Below are 19,645 nucleotides of genomic sequence, written 5' to 3'. Positions count from 1 at the left end.
CCTCGACGCGGCGGCATCGACCGCCCCGAACGGGCAGCTAAAAACAGGCAGCACCGGCCAGGCATCAAGAACAGGCACGACGAGGAAGCGGCATCATGAATACTTCGCGCGATATCGAGAAGCTCTTCGATCATTTCGGCGGCAATGCAGGCGACTATCAGGAAATCGGCCGGGAGAAGGAGGCCACGACGGCCCGCACCCGCTGGCCGCTGCTTGCCACGCTCGACTTCGCGCAGCCGGCGATTCCGGAGATCGCGCCGCGCCACGACGTGCAGCCGAACGCCGCGCGGGCGCGCCCGGACGAAGCCGCCGCCCCGCCCGCCGCTCACCATGCCGACAAGCCGACGCCGATCCATCGCGGCAGGCAGCCTCTCTTCACGCGGCCGCATCGCCGCACGATTCCGGCCGTCAATCCGCCGGCGGCGGAGTCGTTGAGCGCGCTGCGCTTTTCGGTGCTCGGCGAATCGGCGCCGGCGCAAACGGAAACGATTCCAGATTCGGCGACCGTGTCCAAGACGAACGCAGCGCCGGTTCATACAATGGTCCCGCCGGTCGAATCGAACGCTACTGAACTCGCGCGCCCCGCCGCCTCGTTCGGAACGGACTTCGCGGCGCGCCGCACGCCTGCGCAAGTTGCGCCGGTGACAGCCGCTGCGCCCGCCGCGCCGCAATCGATCCTCGGCAAGCTCTTCAAGCCGCAAACGCAGAGCGCGCCGAGCGCGTCCGCGAACTCGCTCGACGCCATGTTCGAGCGCCTGCGCCACGCCCGTCCGCAGGGCGACGAATCCACGAACACGCACGCTCGCGCGAGCCGCCTCTCACGCTCATGAAAGTCATCACGGTAGTTTCCGCGAAAGGCGGTGTCGGGAAGACGACGCTCGCCGCCAATCTGGCGTCGGTGCTCGCCGCGCGCAATCGTCGCGTGATCGTGCTCGATCTCGATCCGCAGAACGCGCTGCGCCTGCACTTCGGCATTCCGCTCGACAGCATCGACGGCATCTCGCGCGCGACGCTCAGCCGCGATCCCTGGCAGACGGTGATGTTCGATGGCGTCGACGGCGTGACCGTGCTGCCTTACGGCGCGGTGACCGAAGACGACCGCCGCCGCTTCGAGGCGCTCGTCGATAGCGATCCGGCGTGGCTCGCGCATGCGCTCGGTTCGCTCGCGCTCGACGCCAACGACATCGTGATCGTCGATACGCCGCCGGGCTCGTCCGTCTACACGCGCACCGCGCTGACGGCGGCGAACTTCGCGCTGAACGTCGTGCTGGCCGATGCCGCGTCCTACGCCGCGATCCCCGGCATGGAGCGCATGATCGACGCCTACGCCGCGCCGCGCGCCGATTTCGCGGGTCAGGGCTACGTCGTGAATCAGGTCGATCAGTCGCGTCAATTGAGCAAGGACGTGCTGAAGGTGCTGCGCAACATGCTCGGCACGAAGCTGTTTCCGGGCGTCATCCATCAGGACGAAGGCGTCTCCGAATCGCTCGCGTGCGACACGACGCTCATCCACTACGATCCGCTGTCGCAAGCCGCCGCCGATTTGCGCGCGTGCGGCGAGTGGCTCCTCTCGGCCGTCGATGCGATGGCCGCTTCGCCGAGGAAGCTCGCATGAGTTCCGCCAAGATCCCGTCGCCCGAGACCGAAGTGAGCGTCGCGACCTCGCGCCTCGAACGTTTCGTCGATGCAGGCATCTGGAGCAGCCGGATCGTCGTGATCCTGCTCACGCTCTTCGCCGCGTTCGCGCTTTACTTCGTCGTCACGGTGCCGCTCGCGTTCGGCCAGCAACTCGCGTTCGCGACGATCTGCTTCGTCTGCGCGCTCGGCTTTCGCCGCCTGCAAGGCCAGTACGCGACGCTCGTGATGATCATGCTGTCGATCGTCGCGTCGGGCCGCTACATGTTCTGGCGGCTCACGGAAACGACTTACTGGGAACGTCCGCTCGACGCCGCGTGGGGCATGTTGCTCGTCGCCGCCGAAGTCTACGCGACCCTCGTGCTCATGCTCGGCTACTTCCAGACCGCGTGGCCGCTGAAGAGAAAGCCCTTGCCGCTGCCGGCCGACCGCAGCCAGTGGCCGACCGTCGACGTATTCATCCCGACGTACAACGAGCCGCTTTCCGTCGTGAAGCCGACGATCTACGCGGCGCTCGCGCTCGACTATCCGTCGGACAAGCTCGCGATCCACGTACTCGACGACGGCCGTCGCCCCGAATTCAAGACATTCTGCGAGGAAGTGGGCGTCAACTGGACGATCCGCACGCATAACCGTCACGCGAAGGCGGGCAACATCAACGAGGCGCTCAAGATCACGAAGGGCGAATTCCTCGCGATCTTCGATTGCGATCACATCCCGACGCGCTCCTTCCTGCAAATCTGCCTCGGCTGGTTCCTGCGCGACAAGCTGCTGTCGATGCTGCAGACGCCGCACCATTTCTTCTCGCCCGATCCGTTCGAACGCAATCTCGGCACGTTCCGCAAGGTGCCGAACGAAGGCGAACTGTTCTACGGTCTCGTGCAGGACGGCAACGATCTCTGGAACGCGACCTTCTTTTGCGGCTCCTGCGCCGTGCTGCGCCGTTCGATGGTCGAGGAAATCGGCGGCATCGCGGTCGAGACCGTGACCGAAGACGCGCATACGGCGCTCAAGCTGCATCGGCTCGGCTATACGACCGCGTACCTCGCGATTCCGCAGGCCGCGGGTCTTGCCACGGAAAGTCTTTCAGGGCATATCGGGCAGCGCATCCGCTGGGCGCGCGGCATGACGCAGATCTTCCGCATCGACAATCCGCTTACCGGCAAGGGCCTCAAGATCGGCCAGCGGCTGTGTTATCTCAACGGCATGCTGCACTTCTTCTACGGCGTGCCGCGTCTCGTGTTTCTTACCGCGCCGCTGTCGTATCTGTTCTTCGGCGCGCATGTGATCGAAGCGGCGGCGAGCACCATCGCGATCTTCGCGCTGCCGCACATGATGCACGCGAGCATCACCAATTCGCGCATGCAGCGCAGCTTCCGCCATTCGTTCTGGGCCGAAGTGTACGAATCGGTGCTCGCGTCGTACATCACCGCGCCGACGCTGCTCGCCGTCATCAACCCGAAGCTCGGCAAGTTCAACGTGACGGCCAAGGGCGGGCAGATCGCGAAGGATTACTTCGACTGGTCCATCTCGCGGCCGTATCTGTTCCTGCTGCTCCTCAATCTGCTCGGCTTCGTCGCGGGCATCGTGCATATCGCCATCAACTGGCATGTGCGCAGCGAAGTGAACACGACCATCCTCAACCTCTGCTGGACGGTCTACAACATGCTGATTCTCGGCGCATCGGTGGCGGCGGCGAGCGAGCGCAAGCAGGTCCGCGCGACGCATCGCGTCACGATGAAAATGCCCGTCATGCTCAAGTTCTCGACCGGCCGCACGCTCGCCTGCGAGACCATCGATTATTCGGAAGGCGGCGTCGGCGTCGCGTTGCCGAGCAAGATCGAAGTGCCGATGCACGAGCGCGTCACCGTCTCGCTCTTTCGCGGCGACGAGGAATACGCGTTTCCGGCGACGGTCGGCTATACGGAACCCGGACGCGTCGGCCTGCGCTTCTCGCAACTCACGCGCGAGCAGGAATACGACTTCGTGAAGACCACTTTCGCGCGCGCGGACGCCTGGACCGGATGGTCGGAGGGACGCCGTCCGGACACGCCGTTGCGCGGCCTGTCGCATGTGCTGCTCGTCGGCACGCGCGGCATCGCGGGACTGTTCGAGCACTTGTACAGCGACCTTCGAACCTGGATGAACAAGCGCCCGGTCGATGTGAAGAAGCTGAAAACCAAAGACCAATAAAAATGGGCATCGGTATGTCGAAGTTGCGCGTTGAAAAAGAAACGGGCGAGCGCGCGCCGCGTTTTTGCGAACGACCCTTTGCACGCGCGCTGGCCGTCTTCGTGGCCTTGCAGACGGCGTTCGCCGCGCCCTTCGCGTCCATCGCGGCGGCGGCCGAAAGCGCTGCGGCAACCGGCGGCGCGCAGCAGGCGACCGGCGTCGGCGCCGTGCCCGCGCCGAGTCCCGCCGTCGTCTACAACCCGGCGTCGATTCAGCAAGCGCCGCTCGCGATGCCCGTGCCCGCGTTTTCCGGCAAGCCCGAGAAGCCGCTCACGTCGCGCATTCCGACGACCGCCGATCCCGGCACGCTGGTTCCGGGCGGCCGCCGTCAGACGCTGACCTTCGCCGATTACGGCGCGCTCGATCCGCTGCAACTGCGCGGCACCGATGGCCAGAACGGCATCGCGTTTTCGGTGCGCGGCGACGAAGTCGTGACCGGCGCGATCCTGCATCTGATCTATAGCTATTCGCCGTCGCTGTTGCCGTCGATTTCGCAGTTGAAGGTGCTCATCAACGGCGAAGTGGCCGCGACGCTGCCGGTGCCGAAAGAACAGGCCGGCACGCTGGTCGCGCGCGACGTGGCGATCGATCCGCGCTTCATCACCGAGTTCAATCACCTCAACGTGCAGTTGATCGGCCACTACACGCAGCAGTGCGAGGATCCGTCGAACTCGACGCTCTGGGCGACCGTCAGCAACGCGAGTTCGCTCGATCTCACGTATGCGTCGATCGCGAACAAGCCCGATCTCGCCGCGCTGCCGACTCCGTTCTTCGACCGGCGCGACGTGCGCCGCCTCGAACTGCCTTTCGTGTTCGCGGGCAAGCCGAGCCTGCCGACGCTCGAAGCCGCCGGCATGGTCGCGTCGTACTTCGGCTCGCTCGCGGGCTATCGCGGCGCGATCTTTCCGGCGCAGACGGACAACGTGCCGCTGTCGGGCAATGCCGTGGTGTTCGCCATCGGCGATGCGAAGATCGCGGGCGTCGACATTCCGCCTGTCTCCGGTCCGACGATCGCGCTCGTCGAACGCGATGCGAACGCGCGCGGGCGTCTCTTGCTCGTGCTCGGCCGCGACGACAACGAGCTGAAGACCGCCGCGAAGGCGCTGGGCGTCGGACAGAACACGCTGTCCGGCACGAGCGCGACGATCACGCAGTTCAACGACCTTCAGCCGCGCCGCCCGTACGATGCCCCCAACTGGCTGCCGACCGACCGCCCGGTGCGCTTCGGCGAGCTCGCGGAAGCGCGCGACCTGACCGCCTACGGCTACGACGCCGATGCCGTGCGCGTGAATCTGCGCGTGCCTCCCGATCTCTTCATGTGGCAGACGAAGGGCGTGCCCGTCGATCTCGGCTATCGCTACACGGTGCGGCCCGCGCCGGATCGCTCGTCGCTCAATATCAGCGTCAACAATGGCTTCGTGCAGTCGCTGCGCATTCCGGCCGTATCCACATCGACGTTCGATCTCGGTCACTACTTCAGCCGCGTGATGCCGGACAAGACGGTCGCCGCGCGCCGCGAGATTTATCTGCCGCCGCTGCTCATCACGCCGCGCGCGCAACTGCGTCTGCATTTCTATTACGACATCCCCAAGACGGGCGAATGCCAGGGCCGCGTGCTCGATAACGTCGTCGGCGCGGTCGATCCGAATTCGACCATCGATCTCTCCGGTTTCCCGCACTACATGGCGCTGCCCGATCTGGCCGCGTTCGCCAACGGCGGCTTCCCGTTCACGCGCATGGCCGATCTTTCGCAGACGGCGGTCGTGCTGCCGAACGAGCCGAACTCGGCCGACTACAGCCTGTATCTGCTCGAAATGGGCCGCATGGGCGCATCGACGGGTTATCCGGTGACGGGCGTGACGGTCACGAGCGCGAACGACGTCGACCGCTTCGCCGACAAGGATCTGCTGATCCTTGGTTCGCCCGGACGCCAGCCGCTGCTGCAACGCTGGGCGAAGCAGATGCCCTTTTCCGGCGACGGCGACGCGCGCACGTTCCAGCTTTCCGATGTCGCGTTCAAGCTCGTCGACTGGTGGCATGGCGAGCAAGGCCCGGAACGCTCGCCCGCGCGCGCGGATTTGTCGCTCGTCAGCTCGAACGGCGATGCGCTTCTGACCGGCTTCGAATCGCCGCTCAAGAACGGGCGCAGCGCGGTGGCGCTCATCAGCGCGGCGGGCCAGTCCGACGCCGATCTTTCCGCCGCCCTGCTCGACAACGACCTGCTGCCGTCGATTCAAGGCGCGATGGCCGTGATCCACGGCCGCACGGTGACGGTCACGTCGAACGGCGAGGCGTACTACGTCGGCCACCTTTCGCCGATGCACTACATGCGCTGGGCGCTGTCGTCGCATCCGATTCTGCTGGTGCTCGCCGGCGTGCTCGCCGCGCTCATCATCGCGGCCCTGTTCTACCGTACGCTGCGCTCGATCGCCGCGCGGCGCCTGAGGGACTGATATGCGGGTATCGACCGCCAAGATTTTCGCTGGTGCAACGATTGCCGCGTCCGTGACGGGCGCAAACGCGGCGCAGCAATGCGACTGGTCCGCGTATCGGCTGTTCGTGGAGCGCGTCGTTCAGGCCGATGGCCGCGTGATCGACCGCTCGACCGAAGCGCAGCAGACGACCTCCGAAGGCCAGTCCTACGCGCTGTTCTTCGCGCTCGTCGCCAACGACCGCGCGACCTTCGACCGGGTGCTCGGCTGGACGCGCACGAACTTGTCGGCCAATCAGTTCGATTCGAATAACGTGCGTCTGCCCGCATGGCAATGGGGCAAGAAACCGGACGGCTCGTTCGGCGTGATGGACCCGAATTCGGCGTCGGACTCGGATGTGTGGATCGCGTACGACCTCTTCCAGGCCGGTCGCCTGTGGAAGGAACCGGCGTACACGAAGCTCGCCTACGCGCTCGCGACGCAGATCGTGAAGCAGGAAACCGTCGACCTGCCCGGCCTCGGACCGATGCTTCTGCCCGGTCCGCAAGGCTTTCGCATCGGCGACGTGACGCGGCTGAATCCGAGCTATCTGCCGCTGCCGGTTTTGCGCGGGCTCGCGCACGACATGCCCGACGGCCCGTGGACGAAGCTCGCGCAGAGCGCCGCGAAGACGATCAAGGTGACGTCGCCGCGCGGCTACGCGCCGGACTGGGCCGCGTATCAGAACGGCCGGTTCGTCGTCGATCCGAAGAACGGCGATGTCGGCAGCTACGACGCGATCCGCGTCTATCTGTGGGCCGGCATGACGTCGCCGGGCGATCCGCTCGCGCGTCCGTGGCTCGATGCGCTCGGCGGCATGCGCCAGAGCGTCGCGCAGGCGGGCTTTCCGCCGGAAAAGGTCAACGTGACGACCGGCGCGGCGACGGGCGAAGGTCCGCTGTCTTACTGGGCGGCGCTCGCGCCGTACTTCAAGGCGCTCAACGACGAACGCGGCCTGGGCCTCGCGCGCGCGCATCTCGAAGCGCTGACCGCGCCGCCGGGCGCGGGACGCGAGCCGGTCTATTACGATCGCGTGCTCGGTCTCTTTGGCGGCGGTTTCATCGACGGTCGATATCGCTTCGATGAAAACGGCCGTCTCGTGCCGAACTGGAGAAGCGCATGCTGATCCAGACCAGAAAACGCGTGATCGCGGCGCTGATCTGCGCCGCACCGGCGATGGCCTTCGCGCAGGCCGCCGCCGATCCGCTGAACGTGCTCATCGATCAAGGCAAATACTGGCAGGCGCACAAGCGCGGCGATCTCGCGGAACAGGCGTGGCAGAAAGTGCTGCGCATCAATCCGAAGCAGCCCGATGCGCTTTTCGGCATGGGCATGGTGCTCGCCGATCGCAAGGACGGCAGCGGCGCGCAGCAGTATCTCGCGCAGTTGCGCCAGGTCGCGCCGAGTTATCCGAACATCGACGAACTCGGCCGGCGGCTTGGCGAAACCAGTTCGCGCGATCAGACCGTGAACGACGCGCGGCGTCTCGCGCAAAGCGGACAAAGCGCGTCGGCGGTGCAGGAATACAAGCGCGCGATCGACGGCAAGCCCGCGACGCCCGGACTTCAGCTGGAGTATTACCAGGCGCTCGCCGCCACGCCGCAAGGCTGGGACGAAGCGCGGCGCGGCCTCGAACAACTGGCGCGCGAGAATCCCGACGAGCCGCGCTATCAGCTCGCCTATGCGCAGCATCTGACGTATCGCGATACGACGCGGCGCGACGGCATCGCGCGGCTCGCGAAGCTGTCGGGCGACAGCGCTGTCGGCGCCGACGCGAAAAAAAGCTGGCGGCAGGCGCTCTTGTGGCTCGGCGCGCGCGCATCGGATGCGCCGCTTTATCAGGCGTATCTGCAAGTCGCGCCCGATGACGCCGCCGTCAAAGCGCGCTTCGATTCGATGGTGCAGCAGGACAGATCGGCACGCGAGCGCTCGCAGGCCGACGCCGCCGTCGATGCGCGCGGACGGACCGTCGCGGAAGGTTTCACCGCGCTCGATCGCGGCGATCTCGTGACGGCGCGCGCGCGTTTTTCGTCGGTGCTGGCGAGCAACCCGAACGACGCCGATGCGCTCGGCGGCATGGGCGTCGCGTCGTTGAAGCAGGAGCGTTTTTCCGAAGCGCGCACGTATCTCGAACGCGCGTCGCGGGCCGGCAATGCGGCGCGCTGGAAAGACGCGCTCACGAGCGCGACCTACTGGACCTATACGAGCGATGCCATCGGCGCGCGCAGCAACGGCCAGATCGCGCAAGCGAAGGCGCTGTTCGAACGCGCGATCGCAACCGATCCGTCCGAAGTCACCGCGCAAGTGCTGCTCGGCGAAATGCTGCTCGCGAACGGCGACCCGCGCGGCGCGGAAGCGGCGTATCGCATGGCGCTGCGCCGCCAGGCCGACAATCCCGATGCGATTCGCGGACTCGTCGGCGCACTGGCCGCGCAAGGGCGCGGCGACGAAGCGCTCGAGTTCGCCAATCGGCTGAACACGGAGCAGCAGGCGAAGGCCGGCGGCATCAACAAGCTGCGCGGCGAAGCGCAGGCGGCACAGGCGCGCGCGGCGGAAGCACGCGGCGATCTCGGTGCGGCGCGCAGTCTCTTCGAAGACGCGCTGCTCAACAATCCCGACGATCCGTGGCTGCGGCTCGATCTCGCGCGCATCTACGTGCGTCAGGGCGCGGTCGGCAATGCGCGCAGCATGATGGACGGCCTGCTCGCCACGCATCCCGACATGACCGACGCGCTCTACGCGAGCGCGCTGCTCTCCGCCGAAACGCAGGACTGGCCGGCCGGGCTCGCGCAACTCGACCGCATTCCGGCCGCGCAACGCACGCCGGCGATGACCGCGTTGCAACATCGCCTGTGGGTGCATCAGCAGGCCGATCTCGCAACGCGCGCCACTGCGTCCGGTCAGCGTCAGCAGGCGTTCGCGATCTTGCGCCGCGCGGAACCCGTTGCGGCGGGCAATGCGGAATTGATGGGCGCGGTGGCATCGGCCTACGTCAAGGCGGGCGATCCGGCGCGGGCGTTGTCGCTCGTGCGCGGCGCCATCGCCAATGCGCCGAACGACACCGGTCTTCTGCTGCAATACGCGGGCATTCTGTCGGCGACGCAGCAGGAAGCCGAGCTCGGCTCGGTGATGCGCCGCCTGCAATCGATGCCGCTCACGACGCAGCAGCGCGCGGACTTCAACAATCTGAACGTGGGCATCGTCATCGCGCGTGCGGATGTCGTGCGCCGGCAAGGCGATCTCGCCGCCGCCTACGACGTGATCGCGCCGTGGCTCGCCGCGATGCCCGACAACGCCGACCTGCAGGCGGCGCTCGGCCGCATGTACACATCGGCGGGCGATGACCGCAACGCGCTCTCGTGCTATCAAAAAGCGCTGTCGCGCCGTCCGGACGATATCGGCTTGCAGACGGCGGCGATGTCGGCGGCGAGCGGCGTGCGCGATTTCAAGCTCGCTCAGACCTACGCGAATCAGGCGTACGAAGCCGCGCCGAACGATCCGGGCGTGCTCGCCGCGATCGGCCGGATGTATCGCGCGCAAGGCAAGCTCGATCTCGCCGCGCAGTTCCTGCAACGCTCGCTCGTCGCCGCGAATACGCCCGCGCCGGCGGCGTCGGCGCAGGGACGCGGCAATGTCCCGCCCGGCTGGGAAACCGCGATGAGCCGTGTCGGCTCGAATCCGCTGCCCGGCACCAATCCGTTCGAAGGCAAGACGGCCGTCGATACGGCGTCGAACCCGGCGCTCGCATCGGACGCGTCTTATCGTCAGGCCCTTCCTCAAGGTTATTCGCAGCCCGTGCCGAACTATCTGCCGCCTCCTCAGCCCGCGCCGTATTCCGTGCCTTACGTCGCGCCGTCCTCCGCTCCGATGACGATGCCCAACGCCGCGCCGCGTCCGGTGCCGAGCGGCGGCTACGGACCCGACGCGTATGGCTCGGGTCAATCGGGCGCGCCGTTGCAGCCGTATCCGGGACAGGATGGCGGGTATCAGCCGGCTTATCCGCAGCCGCAGCAATATCAACCGCAGCCGTATCAGCAGCAGCCTTACGCCGCGCAGGATCCGTATGCCGAGCCCTGGCCGATGTCGCCCGGCGCGCGCGAGGCGCAAGCCAATGCGTACAACGCGCCGCTGCCCGCCAGCTCGAAGAGGAAGCCGGCGTCATCGCCCAAGACCGCGACGACGCGTCCCGCCGATCCGTACGCCTACGGCGCGCCGCCGCCGCAGCAGCAGCCTTATTACCAGCAGCCGCAACAGTACGCGCCGCAGCCATACGCGCCGCCGCAGTACGCGCAGCAGCAGTACATCCCGCAGCCGCCCGCGGGCTACGCGCAGCCTTATTACCCGTCGCAGGCGCAACCCGCGCAGCGCGCCGCCGCAGCCGCGACGATGAGCACGGGCGGCGTTCCGGCGCCGGTCGCGAATTCGCAGACGGCGGGCGTCGCGGAGGAACTCGCGCAGATCAATCGCGAGCAGGCGAGCACGATTTCCGGCGGCCTCATCTTCCGCAGCCGCGACGGCGAGGACGGCCTCTCGAACCTGACCGATATCGAAGCGCCCATCGAAGGCCGCATCAAGGCCGGCAACGGCCACGTCATCGTGCGCGCGACGCCCGTCACGCTCGACGCCGGCACCGCGAGCAGCGAGCCGAACACGCTCGCGCGCTTCGGCTCCGGCCTCGGCGCGACCGCCACGCCGCCGACCAACAACTACGGCTCGCAGACGGCGACGGGCGTCGGGCTCTCGCTCGGCTACGAGAACCGCAACTTCAAGGGCGATGTCGGCACGACGCCGCTCGGCTTTCGCGAGACCAATGTCGTCGGCGGATTGCAGTATCAGAACGCGATCACCGACAAGGTGTCGTATTCGCTCGCCGTCGCCCGCCGCGCCGTCACCGACAGCCTGCTTTCGTACGCCGGCGCGCGCGATCAGGGCGCGAACCTCGAATGGGGCGGCGTGACATCGACGGGCGCGCGCGCCGACCTCGGCTGGGACGACGGCACGAGCGGCGTCTACGTGAACGCGGCGTATCAGTTCCTCGACGGCAATCAGGTCGCGACCAACAACGCGGTGAAGGGCGGCGGCGGCATCTACACGCGTCTCATCAAGGATGCCGACCAGACGCTGACCGTCGGCGCCAACACCACGCTGATGCACTACGACAAGAACCTGTCGTACTTCACGTATGGCCAAGGCGGCTACTTCAGCCCGCAGCAGTACGTGATCCTGAACTTCCCGGTCGAATACATGGGACGCACGGGGCTTTTCACGTACGACCTGAAGGGTTCGATCGGCGTGCAGCATTATCGGCAGGACGCGTCGGACTATTTTCCGACGAACGGCACGTATCAGGCGCGAGCCGCGAGTTCCGGCGCGACGCCGGATGCGGGCGCGGTCTATCCCGGCCAGAGCAAGACGGGCGTGTCGTATTCGCTCAGCGCGACGGGCGAATACCAGCTCGCGCCACAACTCGCGTTCGGCGCGACGGCATCGTTCGGCAACGCGTATCAGTATCGCGAGTGGCTCGCCGCCGTTTATGTGCGCTACAGCTTCACGCGTCAGGGCGCCGCGCAGCCGGTGTTTCCGCCGCAGGCGTTCAGCTCGCCGTATCTGTCGCTGTCGAACTGATGTTCTTGCGCGTGCGCCGCGCTTGCGGCTAGGCTTGATCCACTGCCGCAAGCGGGCCAAATCGTTCGAATGAAAACGCAAAGCGCGCTCGTCGCGAACAACGACCAATTCCTGCGCGACTTGCAGTTGTTCTGCATCGTCGCGCGGCGTTCGAGCTTCATCGCCGCCGCGACCGAGACCGGCATCTCGCCGGCGCACGTCAGCAAGCGCATTGCGATGCTGGAGACGAGTCTCGGCGTCAGGCTCTTCACGCGCACGACGCGCCGCGTGTCCATCACGAGCGACGGCGAAGCGGCGTTCCAATGGGCGCAAAAGATTCTCGACGACGTCCAGGGCATGGCCGACGCCTTCGCCGGCCTCGACGATCCGCGCGGCGTCTTGCGGATCGGCACGAGTCTGCGGCTCGGGCGCGAGCATGTTTCGCCCGCGCTCACCTTGCTACGGCGTCGCCATCCGGGGCTGGAAATCTGGCTCGAACTGCTCGACCGGCGCGTCGATCTCGTCGGCGAGAACTTCGATATCGACATTCGCGTCGGCGAAGTGCTGGAGCCGCATCTGATCGCGCACAAGATCGTCGACAGTTTTCGCGTGCTCGCCGCCGCGCCCGCGTATCTCGAACGGCGCGGCACGCCTAGAACGCTGGCCGAACTGGCGCATCACGATTGCCTGCTGTTTCGCGGGCGCGATCAGCGTTTCGGCGTCTGGCGGCTCGCCGGGCCGAACGGCGAGGAAAGCGTCAAAGTGACCGGGCCGATTGCTTCGAACCACAGCGACATCGTGCGGCAGTGGGCCGAGGAAGGTTTCGGCATCGTGATGTGCTCGATCTGGGACGCCGCCGGCAGTCTTCAAAACGGCCGTCTCGTGCCCGTTCTGCCGGCTTATCGGCAGCGCGCGGACGTGTGGGCGGTGACGTCGGCGCGCTCGTCGCATTCGGCGAAGATTCGCGTGTGCATCGAGTTTCTCAGACAGCAATTGACGAGCGGACCTTACTCGCTCGTTACATCGGGCGTCGCGGGGTTCTGAAGCGCTTCGTCGTAGCGTCGTTCTTCATCGCCTGCTGCTCGCCCGCTCGATCCCGTCCAGCAAGCCTTCAGCGGCGCCGCCCAAGCGCCAAAGCCAACCTTACAGAATCTTACGTTGCGCCGCCGTCACAAAAAGGGGCAAAAAGACCCGTCGCGAAACTAGGATATTTCCAAATGTTTCTGAGACATGTAATGATACTGATTCGCATTTAACACCATCGCGCCGATAGGTTGACTCAATGAAGCCCGTCGAGCGCGACGTGCGCTCTCAGGGCGCCGCCGCCGGTTCTTTCTCGACGACGTCGCCCGCCTTCGCCTCGATCTCGGATCGGTCAACGTCGGCAGTCGAAAACCCGCTTCGCTGCCGATTTGAATTTCACTAACAAGCATCGGGAAAACGACATGTTGAGAAAGACGCCGCTTGCTGCGGCATTGGTGACTATTGCCGCCGTGCCCATGGCCGCGCCGCTTTACGCCCAAACCGCCCCGCAATCCGCACAAGCCGCACCGCAAGACACGCCCTCCGCCGCCGCACCCGAAACCGCGACCCTGCCCGCCGTCAAGGTGACGGGTCAGGCCGACGCGCCCGACTTCCAGCCGGAGATGTCGAGCGTCGGCGCAAAGGTGCCGACCGCCCTGCGCGACATTCCGCAAGCCGTCGTCGTGGTGCCGAAGGCGGTGCTGCAATCGCAGGCCGTGAGCTCTTTCTCCGATGCGCTGCGCAACGTGCCCGGCGTCACGCTCGGCGCGGCCGAAGGCGGCCAGATCGGCAATAACATCAACCTGCGCGGCTTCTCGGCGCGCACCGACATCTATCTCGACGGCTTCCGCGATCGCGGCCAGTACTATCGCGATACGTTCAATCTGGAATCGATCGACGTGCTGTACGGGCCGTCGTCGCTGTACTTCGGGCGCGGTTCGACGGGCGGCGTCATCAATCAGGTCAGCAAGCAGCCGACGCTGAATCCGCGCGCCGATGTCTCGCTGCAAGCCGGCACGCACGACCGCTATCGCACGACGGTCGATATCAATCAGCCGATGACGGATACCTCCGCGTTCCGCATCAACGCGTTCGGCCAGTCGATGGGCTCGACGCGCGACGAGATGATCAACAAGGACTACGGCATCGCGCCCGAAGTGAAATTCGGCATCGGCACGCCGACGCAGGTGACGTTGTCGGCGCTGATCCAGCACAACCGCGATCAGCCCGACTACGGCATTCCGCCGTTGAACGGCCATCCCGCGCCCGTCGATACGAAGACCTTCTACGGCTTCACCGACGACCGCACGATTCAGGATGTGCAGACGGTGAACGCGCGCATCGAACATCGCTTCGACGACATGTTCACGCTGCGCAACCAGACGCAGTTCAGCCACTACAGCACCGAAGCGCGCGCGACCAACGCGGCGGCCGTGCTGACGGGCCCGCTCGGCACGTCGCCCGCGCTCTCGAACGGCAATTACACGACGCTGCCGCTCTCGTCGCTCTTCGTGCGTCTGCAAGGCAAGGACCGCACCATCAACGATCACTCGGTCTACAACACGACCGACGTTCAAGGCAAGTTCGCGACCGGCCCCTTGAAGCACGACATGCTCGCGGGCGTCGATCTGAGTCACGAAACGTATAGCAACCAGACCTTCACGGCGACCACGCCGGGTCTGCCGTCGAACACGCTCGCCATCGTGCCGCTCGTGGATCCGGCGTATGTGCCGCGTCCGGCGAACTATCGCGAAGTGGCGACCAATCTCGCGGAGTCGAGCGCGAACGGCATCGGCGTCTATTTGAACGACACCATCTCGATCGGCGAGCACTGGAAGTGGATCGGCGGCGTGCGCTGGGACCGCTATGAAGCGGCGATCAACAACTCGATCAATCAGCCCGGTTACGCGACGCAGACGAACTATTTCACGAGCGTGCGCACAGGCGTCGTATGGCAGCCGACGGACTGGCAGTCGTACTACGTCTCGTACGGCACGTCGTTCGATCCGTCGCTCGAAGCGCTCACGCTCACCAACGGCCAGCAAAACCTGCCGCCCGAGCACAACAAGTCCTATGAAATCGGCTCGAAGTGGGATCTGCTGAACGGCGGCCTGTCGATCACGCAATCGCTCTTCAACATCGAGAAGACCAATGCGCGCACGCTCGCTTCGGACGGCAGCTATTCACTCGATGGGGACGTGCGCGTGCGCGGCTATCAGCTCGGCATCGCCGGCCACATCACGCGGCAATGGCAGATGTTCGGCGGCTACACGTACATGGATGGCACCATCCTGAAGGCATTCGACGGCACGCAAGGCAACACGCCCGCCAACACGCCGAAGCACATGTTGACGCTGTGGACGACGTACGACTTCACGCCCGTATGGCAGATCGGCGGCGGGCCTTCGTATGTATCGTCGCGCTACGCGGCGAACAACAATCTCGTTCAAGCGGGCGGCTACGTGCGCTGGGACGCGATGGCCGCATATCATCAGAAGCGCTACGATATCCAGTTCAACGTGCAGAACCTGTTCGACAAGAAGTACTACGACGCCCTGATTCCGTCCGATGGCGGACGCGCGGTGCCGGGTCTCGGCCGCACGTTCATCGCGACGTTGAATTACCGCTTCCGTTGATGTGATGTGATGCGAATGCGCGCGCCATGCGACTCATGGCGCGCGCTCGCGAAGGCAATAACAATGATCCTCTCGATACCGAACGTGCTCTCCCCCGAGGACGCCGCCGCAATGCGCGCGCGTCTCGAAGCAAGCGACTCATGGGTCGATGGCCGCGCGACCGCCGGCTATCAGGGCGCGCCGGTCAAGCGCAACATGCAGATCGCGGAAGGCTCGCCGATCGCGCTCGAACTCGGCGACGCGCTCGTCGGCGTGCTGGAGCGTCATCCGCTTTTCATCAGCGCGGTGCTGCCCAATCGCGTGTATCCGCCGCTTTTCAATCGCTATGAAGGCGGCATGCATTTCGGCAGTCATGTCGATGGCGCGATCCGCATCGTGCCGGGGCATGGCGCGCGCGTGCGTACCGATGTATCGATCACGCTCTTTCTCACGCCGCCCGACGAATACGACGGCGGCGAGCTCATCATCGAAGACACGTACGGCGTGCAGGAAGTGAAGCTGCCCGCGGGACATGCGATCGTCTATCCCGCGACGAGCCTGCATCAGGTGCGGCCCGTCACGCGCGGCGCACGCGTGTCGAGTTTCTTCTGGGCGCAAAGCCTCGTGCGCGACGATGCGCAACGCGCGCTGCTCTTCGATCTCGACAACTCCATTCAACGCCTGAATGCGACCAACGGCGACGAAAGCGCGAAACGCACGCTCGTCGGCTGCTATCACAACCTGTTGCGCATGTGGAGCGATACGTGATTCACGCGGCGCGCAGAACCTTCGATGGCGTTCGGCCCACTTCCGCGAGCAACGCTTCATCGCGCGCGATTACGTCGGGAAGATGCGCGCGCAGGAATTCGACCCACGTACGCGTCTTCGCATCGACGAACTTGCGCGACGCATAGAGCGCATAGAGATTCGTGCGCTGCAGCGTGTGCTGCGGCAGCACGCGCACGAGCGAGCCATTGCGCAAGCCTTCGATCGCAGCATAGAGCGGCAACATGCCGATGCCCATGCCTTCGCGAATCGCGACGACGAGCGATTCCGCGATGTTCACCTGCACCGTTCCGCTGATCTGCATCGTCTCGCGGCCTTCCGGCCCTTCGAGCGTCCACTCGCGCGCGGGAAACGCGGGCGTCTGCAGCGTGAGGCAATCGTGTTGCGCGAGATCGGCGGGCACGTCGGGCGCGCCGCGCGAACGTATGTATTCCGGCGACGCGCACAGAATGCTGAAGGTCTCGCCCAGCTTGTGCGAAATCACTTCAGAATCCGACAGCGCGCCCGCCGACACCACCGCTACGTCGCTGCTGCCTTCGAAGAGATCGGGCATGCGCTGCGATAGCGTGAGTTCGACTTTCACATCGGGATAGAGCGCGCGATATCGCGCGATCGCAGGCAATATGTAATGTTGTCCGACGCTCGCGAAACTGGACATGCGCAACGTGCCCGTCGGATGCTCATACGCGCAGCTTGCTTCTTCTTCGGCGCCGTCGATATCGGCGAGAATCTGCCGCACGCGCTTCAGATAACGCTCGCCCGCCGATGTCAGCGCGAGACGCCGCGTGGAGCGGTTCATCAGGCGCGTGCGCAAATGGGCTTCGAGTTCGGATACGGCGCGCGACATCGCGCCGGTCGTCGAGTTCATCGACTGAGCCGCAGCCGTGAAGCTGCCGGCTTCGATCACGCGAGTGAAAACCCGCATGTTCTGTAGGGTGTCCATCAAACCGTCACATTCACTTCGGAAGCGCTATTGTCCGCCTTGGCGCGCGATCGATTGTTGTTGAATCAGGAAAGAATGTTCCCTGATTTGCACATTAATCCGCCCGGTCCGCTTGCCTACAATCGGCGCCTTCATGACGAGAGGACTATCGGCGGTCAGCATGTCGCTCCAGCAAGCACGCCTGTCGATGCGCGACTGGCTCGTCACCGATGGCCACGTCTGGCTGCATCTCGCAAAGACCTTGCTGGCCGCGTTCATCGCGATGAGCATTGCGATGCGGCTGGAATTGCCGCAGCCGCGCGTCGCGATGACGACTACCTTCGTCCTGATGCAGCCGTTCTCCGGCATGGTGCTCGCGAAGAGCGTCTATCGTTTCGCGGGCACGGCGCTCGGCATGATCGCCGCGCTCGCGCTCGGCGCCGTGTTCGTGCAACAGCCCGAGCTCCATGCGCTCGCGCTGACGATATGGGTCGCGGCGTGCACCGCGCTCGCCGTGCGTTACCGGCACTTTCGCTGGTATGGCTTCGTGCTCGCGGGCTATACGGCTGCGCTGATCGGCATTCCCGCCGTCACCGATCCGAACAGCCTGCTCATCGCAACGCTCACGCGCGGTGCGGAAGTGATGCTCGGCATCGTGTGTTCGAGCGTGGTGAGCGCGCTCGTGTTTCCGCGTCATGCGAGCGCGACGCTCACGCAGTCGCTCGATGCGCGCCGGATGCGTTTCGCCGCATTCGCCGCCGACGTATTGCGCGGACGTCTTTCGCGTATCGCGCGCGAACGCCGCTTCGCCGATTTCGTCGATGAGATCGTCGGCTTCGAAGCGACGCGTGGTTTCGCCACGTATGAGTCGCCCGCGATGCGTCAGGGCAACGGCAAGCTGGCGCAACTGAACAGCGCCTTCATGGACGCGTGCGCGCGCCTGCATGCGCTCGATCAATCGATAAAGCGTCTGCGCGCGAGCGATGCAGTCGCGCCCTTCTTCGAAGAGCTTGCGCAGATCTTCGAAAGCGAAGCGCTGAAGGAACATCTTGAGCGCTACAAAGCGACGCTGCCGAAGCGCCTGCGCGATGCACAACGCGCGCTCCCTCACACCGATCACGCGACGCAACTCGATTTCACGACATCGGCGGAGCTGCTGTATCGCTTCATCGCCGATACGATTCGCTATCTGTCGATTCCGAACCATCGCACGGCGCCGCGATACGACGCGCGGACCAGCCGCTTCGTCGTCGTCGCGACCTTCATGCGTACAGGCATCGTGATCGCGGCGACGGCCTGGTTCTGGATCGTGACGGCGTGGCCGAGCGGAGGCTACGCCGTCATCGGCGCGACGCTCGGGTGCGCGTTGTCGTCGGCATTGGCGCGGCCTTCGAAATTCATCGCGCAGATGGCCGCGGGTGCGGCGCTCGCGATCGTCATCGGATATGCATATCTGTGTCGCGTGTATCCGGCGATCGACGGCCTGGCGCTCCTGTGCGCGATGCTCGCGCCGCCGCTCGCGGCAGGCGCTTTTCTCGCGATGCGTCCGTCGAGCGCGGGCTATGGCATCGGCTTCTGCGTGTTCTTCTGCCTGCTCGCCGCGCCCGACAATCGCATCGTCTACGATCCGGGCCTGTTGCTGAACAACGGCGTTGCCGTTCTCGTCGCGATGCTTGGCGCGGCCATCGCGTGCGCGGTCATCGTGCCGCCACGCACGCGTTGGCTCGTCGGCAAGACGCTCGCGCAATTGCGCGCGCAAGCGGCGCTCGCATGCGAAGGCAAGCTCGCGGGACTCGGCGAGCGCTTCCATTCGGGCACGCACGATCTGATGTCGCAATTGCGCGCCTTGCTCACGCGACGCTCGCGTGAACATCGGCATGCGCTTCTGTGGATGCTCGTCACGCTCGAAGTCGGACAAGCGATGATCGATCTTCGGCGCGACTCCCGCGCGCTGCATACGGCGTGCTTTCCCGATGCATTGCGCATCGCGTGGAGCACGTCGCTCGCGCGCGTGTTGCGCGATATCGCCGTGCTCTTCCGTACGCCGGATAGCAGGACGCTACGTCGCGCGATAGCTTCGGTCGTCGCGTCGATCGTGATCGCAGAAGACATGCTCGAACGCACGCGCGACGAACGCAGCAGGCGGCGCGAGGTGCAGCGCGTGCTCGCGTGCCTGCACTTCGTCCGCACGGCGCTGGTGGATCCGGATGCGCCCTTCGACGCGCATCGCTGAACGCATCCTTCCTCGCCATGCAAAGCTGACTTCCTGGTCCGGCGATTAATCCACGGCGTCGCGCGTCTTATAGTCGAATCGATTTTTCGCCAGCGCGCTTTTTTGCCGCACTTTCATGGCGCGT

The 19,645-nt window shown here is 65.5% G+C and carries 11 protein-coding genes; 10 read left to right on the top strand and 1 reads right to left on the bottom strand.

Annotation, left to right across the window (positions count from 1 at the left end; genetic code table 11):
• Nucleotides 1–95 precede the first annotated feature (95 nt).
• The 9 genes from bcsP to QCE49_RS27435 all read left to right on the top strand — a co-directional run bounded on the left by bcsP (nt 96) and on the right by QCE49_RS27435 (nt 16,348).
• Nucleotides 96–830, top strand: a complete 735-nt coding sequence (gene bcsP, locus QCE49_RS27475) for a cellulose biosynthesis protein BcsP (protein ID WP_239295024.1) — start codon at nt 96–98, stop codon at nt 828–830.
• Entirely contained in the window at nt 827–1,615 is a 789-nt protein-coding gene (gene bcsQ, locus QCE49_RS27470; protein ID WP_175979200.1) for a cellulose biosynthesis protein BcsQ, read from the top strand. Before bcsP ends, bcsQ begins: the two co-directional genes overlap by 4 nt.
• The gene (gene bcsA, locus QCE49_RS27465) at nt 1,612–3,828 is read left to right on the top strand and encodes a UDP-forming cellulose synthase catalytic subunit (RefSeq protein WP_033537141.1); all 2,217 of its coding nucleotides are present in this window, start codon (nt 1,612–1,614) and stop codon (nt 3,826–3,828) included. Before bcsQ ends, bcsA begins: the two co-directional genes overlap by 4 nt.
• Before the next feature lie 2 nt (nt 3,829–3,830).
• The gene (gene bcsB, locus QCE49_RS27460; protein WP_250460396.1) at nt 3,831–6,320 is read left to right on the top strand and encodes a cellulose biosynthesis cyclic di-GMP-binding regulatory protein BcsB; all 2,490 of its coding nucleotides are present in this window, start codon (nt 3,831–3,833) and stop codon (nt 6,318–6,320) included.
• Nucleotide 6,321: 1 nt separating this feature from the next.
• Entirely contained in the window at nt 6,322–7,464 is a 1,143-nt protein-coding gene (gene bcsZ / locus QCE49_RS27455; protein ID WP_175979199.1) for a cellulose synthase complex periplasmic endoglucanase BcsZ, read from the top strand.
• Entirely contained in the window at nt 7,458–11,963 is a 4,506-nt protein-coding gene (locus QCE49_RS27450) for a cellulose biosynthesis protein BcsC (RefSeq protein ID WP_250460398.1), read from the top strand. The genes bcsZ and QCE49_RS27450 overlap by 7 nt, the downstream gene beginning before the upstream one ends.
• A 69-nt stretch (nt 11,964–12,032) precedes the next feature.
• Nucleotides 12,033–12,986 (top strand): LysR family transcriptional regulator, encoded by a 954-nt coding sequence (locus tag QCE49_RS27445; RefSeq protein WP_175979197.1) that lies wholly within the window; start codon nt 12,033–12,035, stop codon nt 12,984–12,986.
• A gap of 401 nt (nt 12,987–13,387) precedes the next feature.
• Nucleotides 13,388–15,601 carry a TonB-dependent siderophore receptor gene (locus QCE49_RS27440; protein ID WP_175979196.1) on the top strand — a complete coding sequence of 738 codons (2,214 nt, stop codon included), beginning with the start codon at nt 13,388–13,390 and terminating at the stop codon, nt 15,599–15,601.
• A 63-nt stretch (nt 15,602–15,664) separates the two neighbouring features.
• Nucleotides 15,665–16,348, top strand: coding sequence for a Fe2+-dependent dioxygenase (locus tag QCE49_RS27435; RefSeq protein WP_008353646.1), 684 nt, complete (start codon nt 15,665–15,667; stop codon nt 16,346–16,348).
• A 1-nt stretch (nt 16,349) separates the two neighbouring features.
• On the opposite strand, the gene QCE49_RS27430 is transcribed toward QCE49_RS27435, so the two are convergent.
• Nucleotides 16,350–17,309: a LysR family transcriptional regulator gene (locus tag QCE49_RS27430; protein ID WP_033537142.1), complete on the bottom strand. Its 960-nt coding sequence runs from the start codon at nt 17,307–17,309 to the stop codon at nt 16,350–16,352.
• A gap of 160 nt (nt 17,310–17,469) precedes the next feature.
• On the opposite strand from QCE49_RS27430, the gene QCE49_RS27425 reads away from it, so the two are divergent.
• Entirely contained in the window at nt 17,470–19,521 is a 2,052-nt protein-coding gene (locus QCE49_RS27425) for an FUSC family protein (RefSeq protein ID WP_250460402.1), read from the top strand.
• The last annotated feature ends 124 nt before the right edge of the window (nt 19,522–19,645 follow it).

This window comes from Caballeronia sp. LZ008, from assembly GCF_031451435.1.
In the GTDB taxonomy this organism is placed as follows: domain Bacteria; phylum Pseudomonadota; class Gammaproteobacteria; order Burkholderiales; family Burkholderiaceae; genus Caballeronia; species Caballeronia zhejiangensis.
Note: the sequence above shows the minus strand (reverse complement) of the source record. Positions and strands in the feature narration are given on the sequence as shown.

Bases quoted from the DNA above. Each gene is read 5' to 3' on its own strand.
- bcsQ (WP_175979200.1), top strand. From the start codon at position 827: ATGAAAGTCATCACGGTAGTTTCCGCGAAAGGCGGTGTCGGGAAGACG.
- QCE49_RS27435 (WP_008353646.1), top strand. From the start codon at position 15,665: ATGATCCTCTCGATACCGAACGTGCTCTCCCCCGAGGACGCCGCCGCA.
- QCE49_RS27450 (WP_250460398.1), top strand. From the start codon at position 7,458: ATGCTGATCCAGACCAGAAAACGCGTGATCGCGGCGCTGATCTGCGCC.
- bcsZ (WP_175979199.1), top strand. From the start codon at position 6,322: ATGCGGGTATCGACCGCCAAGATTTTCGCTGGTGCAACGATTGCCGCG.
- QCE49_RS27440 (WP_175979196.1), top strand. From the start codon at position 13,388: ATGTTGAGAAAGACGCCGCTTGCTGCGGCATTGGTGACTATTGCCGCC.
- bcsB (WP_250460396.1), top strand. From the start codon at position 3,831: ATGGGCATCGGTATGTCGAAGTTGCGCGTTGAAAAAGAAACGGGCGAG.
- QCE49_RS27445 (WP_175979197.1), top strand. From the start codon at position 12,033: ATGAAAACGCAAAGCGCGCTCGTCGCGAACAACGACCAATTCCTGCGC.
- QCE49_RS27425 (WP_250460402.1), top strand. From the start codon at position 17,470: ATGTCGCTCCAGCAAGCACGCCTGTCGATGCGCGACTGGCTCGTCACC.
- bcsA (WP_033537141.1), top strand. From the start codon at position 1,612: ATGAGTTCCGCCAAGATCCCGTCGCCCGAGACCGAAGTGAGCGTCGCG.
- QCE49_RS27430 (WP_033537142.1), bottom strand. From the start codon at position 17,309: ATGGACACCCTACAGAACATGCGGGTTTTCACTCGCGTGATCGAAGCC.
- bcsP (WP_239295024.1), top strand. From the start codon at position 96: ATGAATACTTCGCGCGATATCGAGAAGCTCTTCGATCATTTCGGCGGC.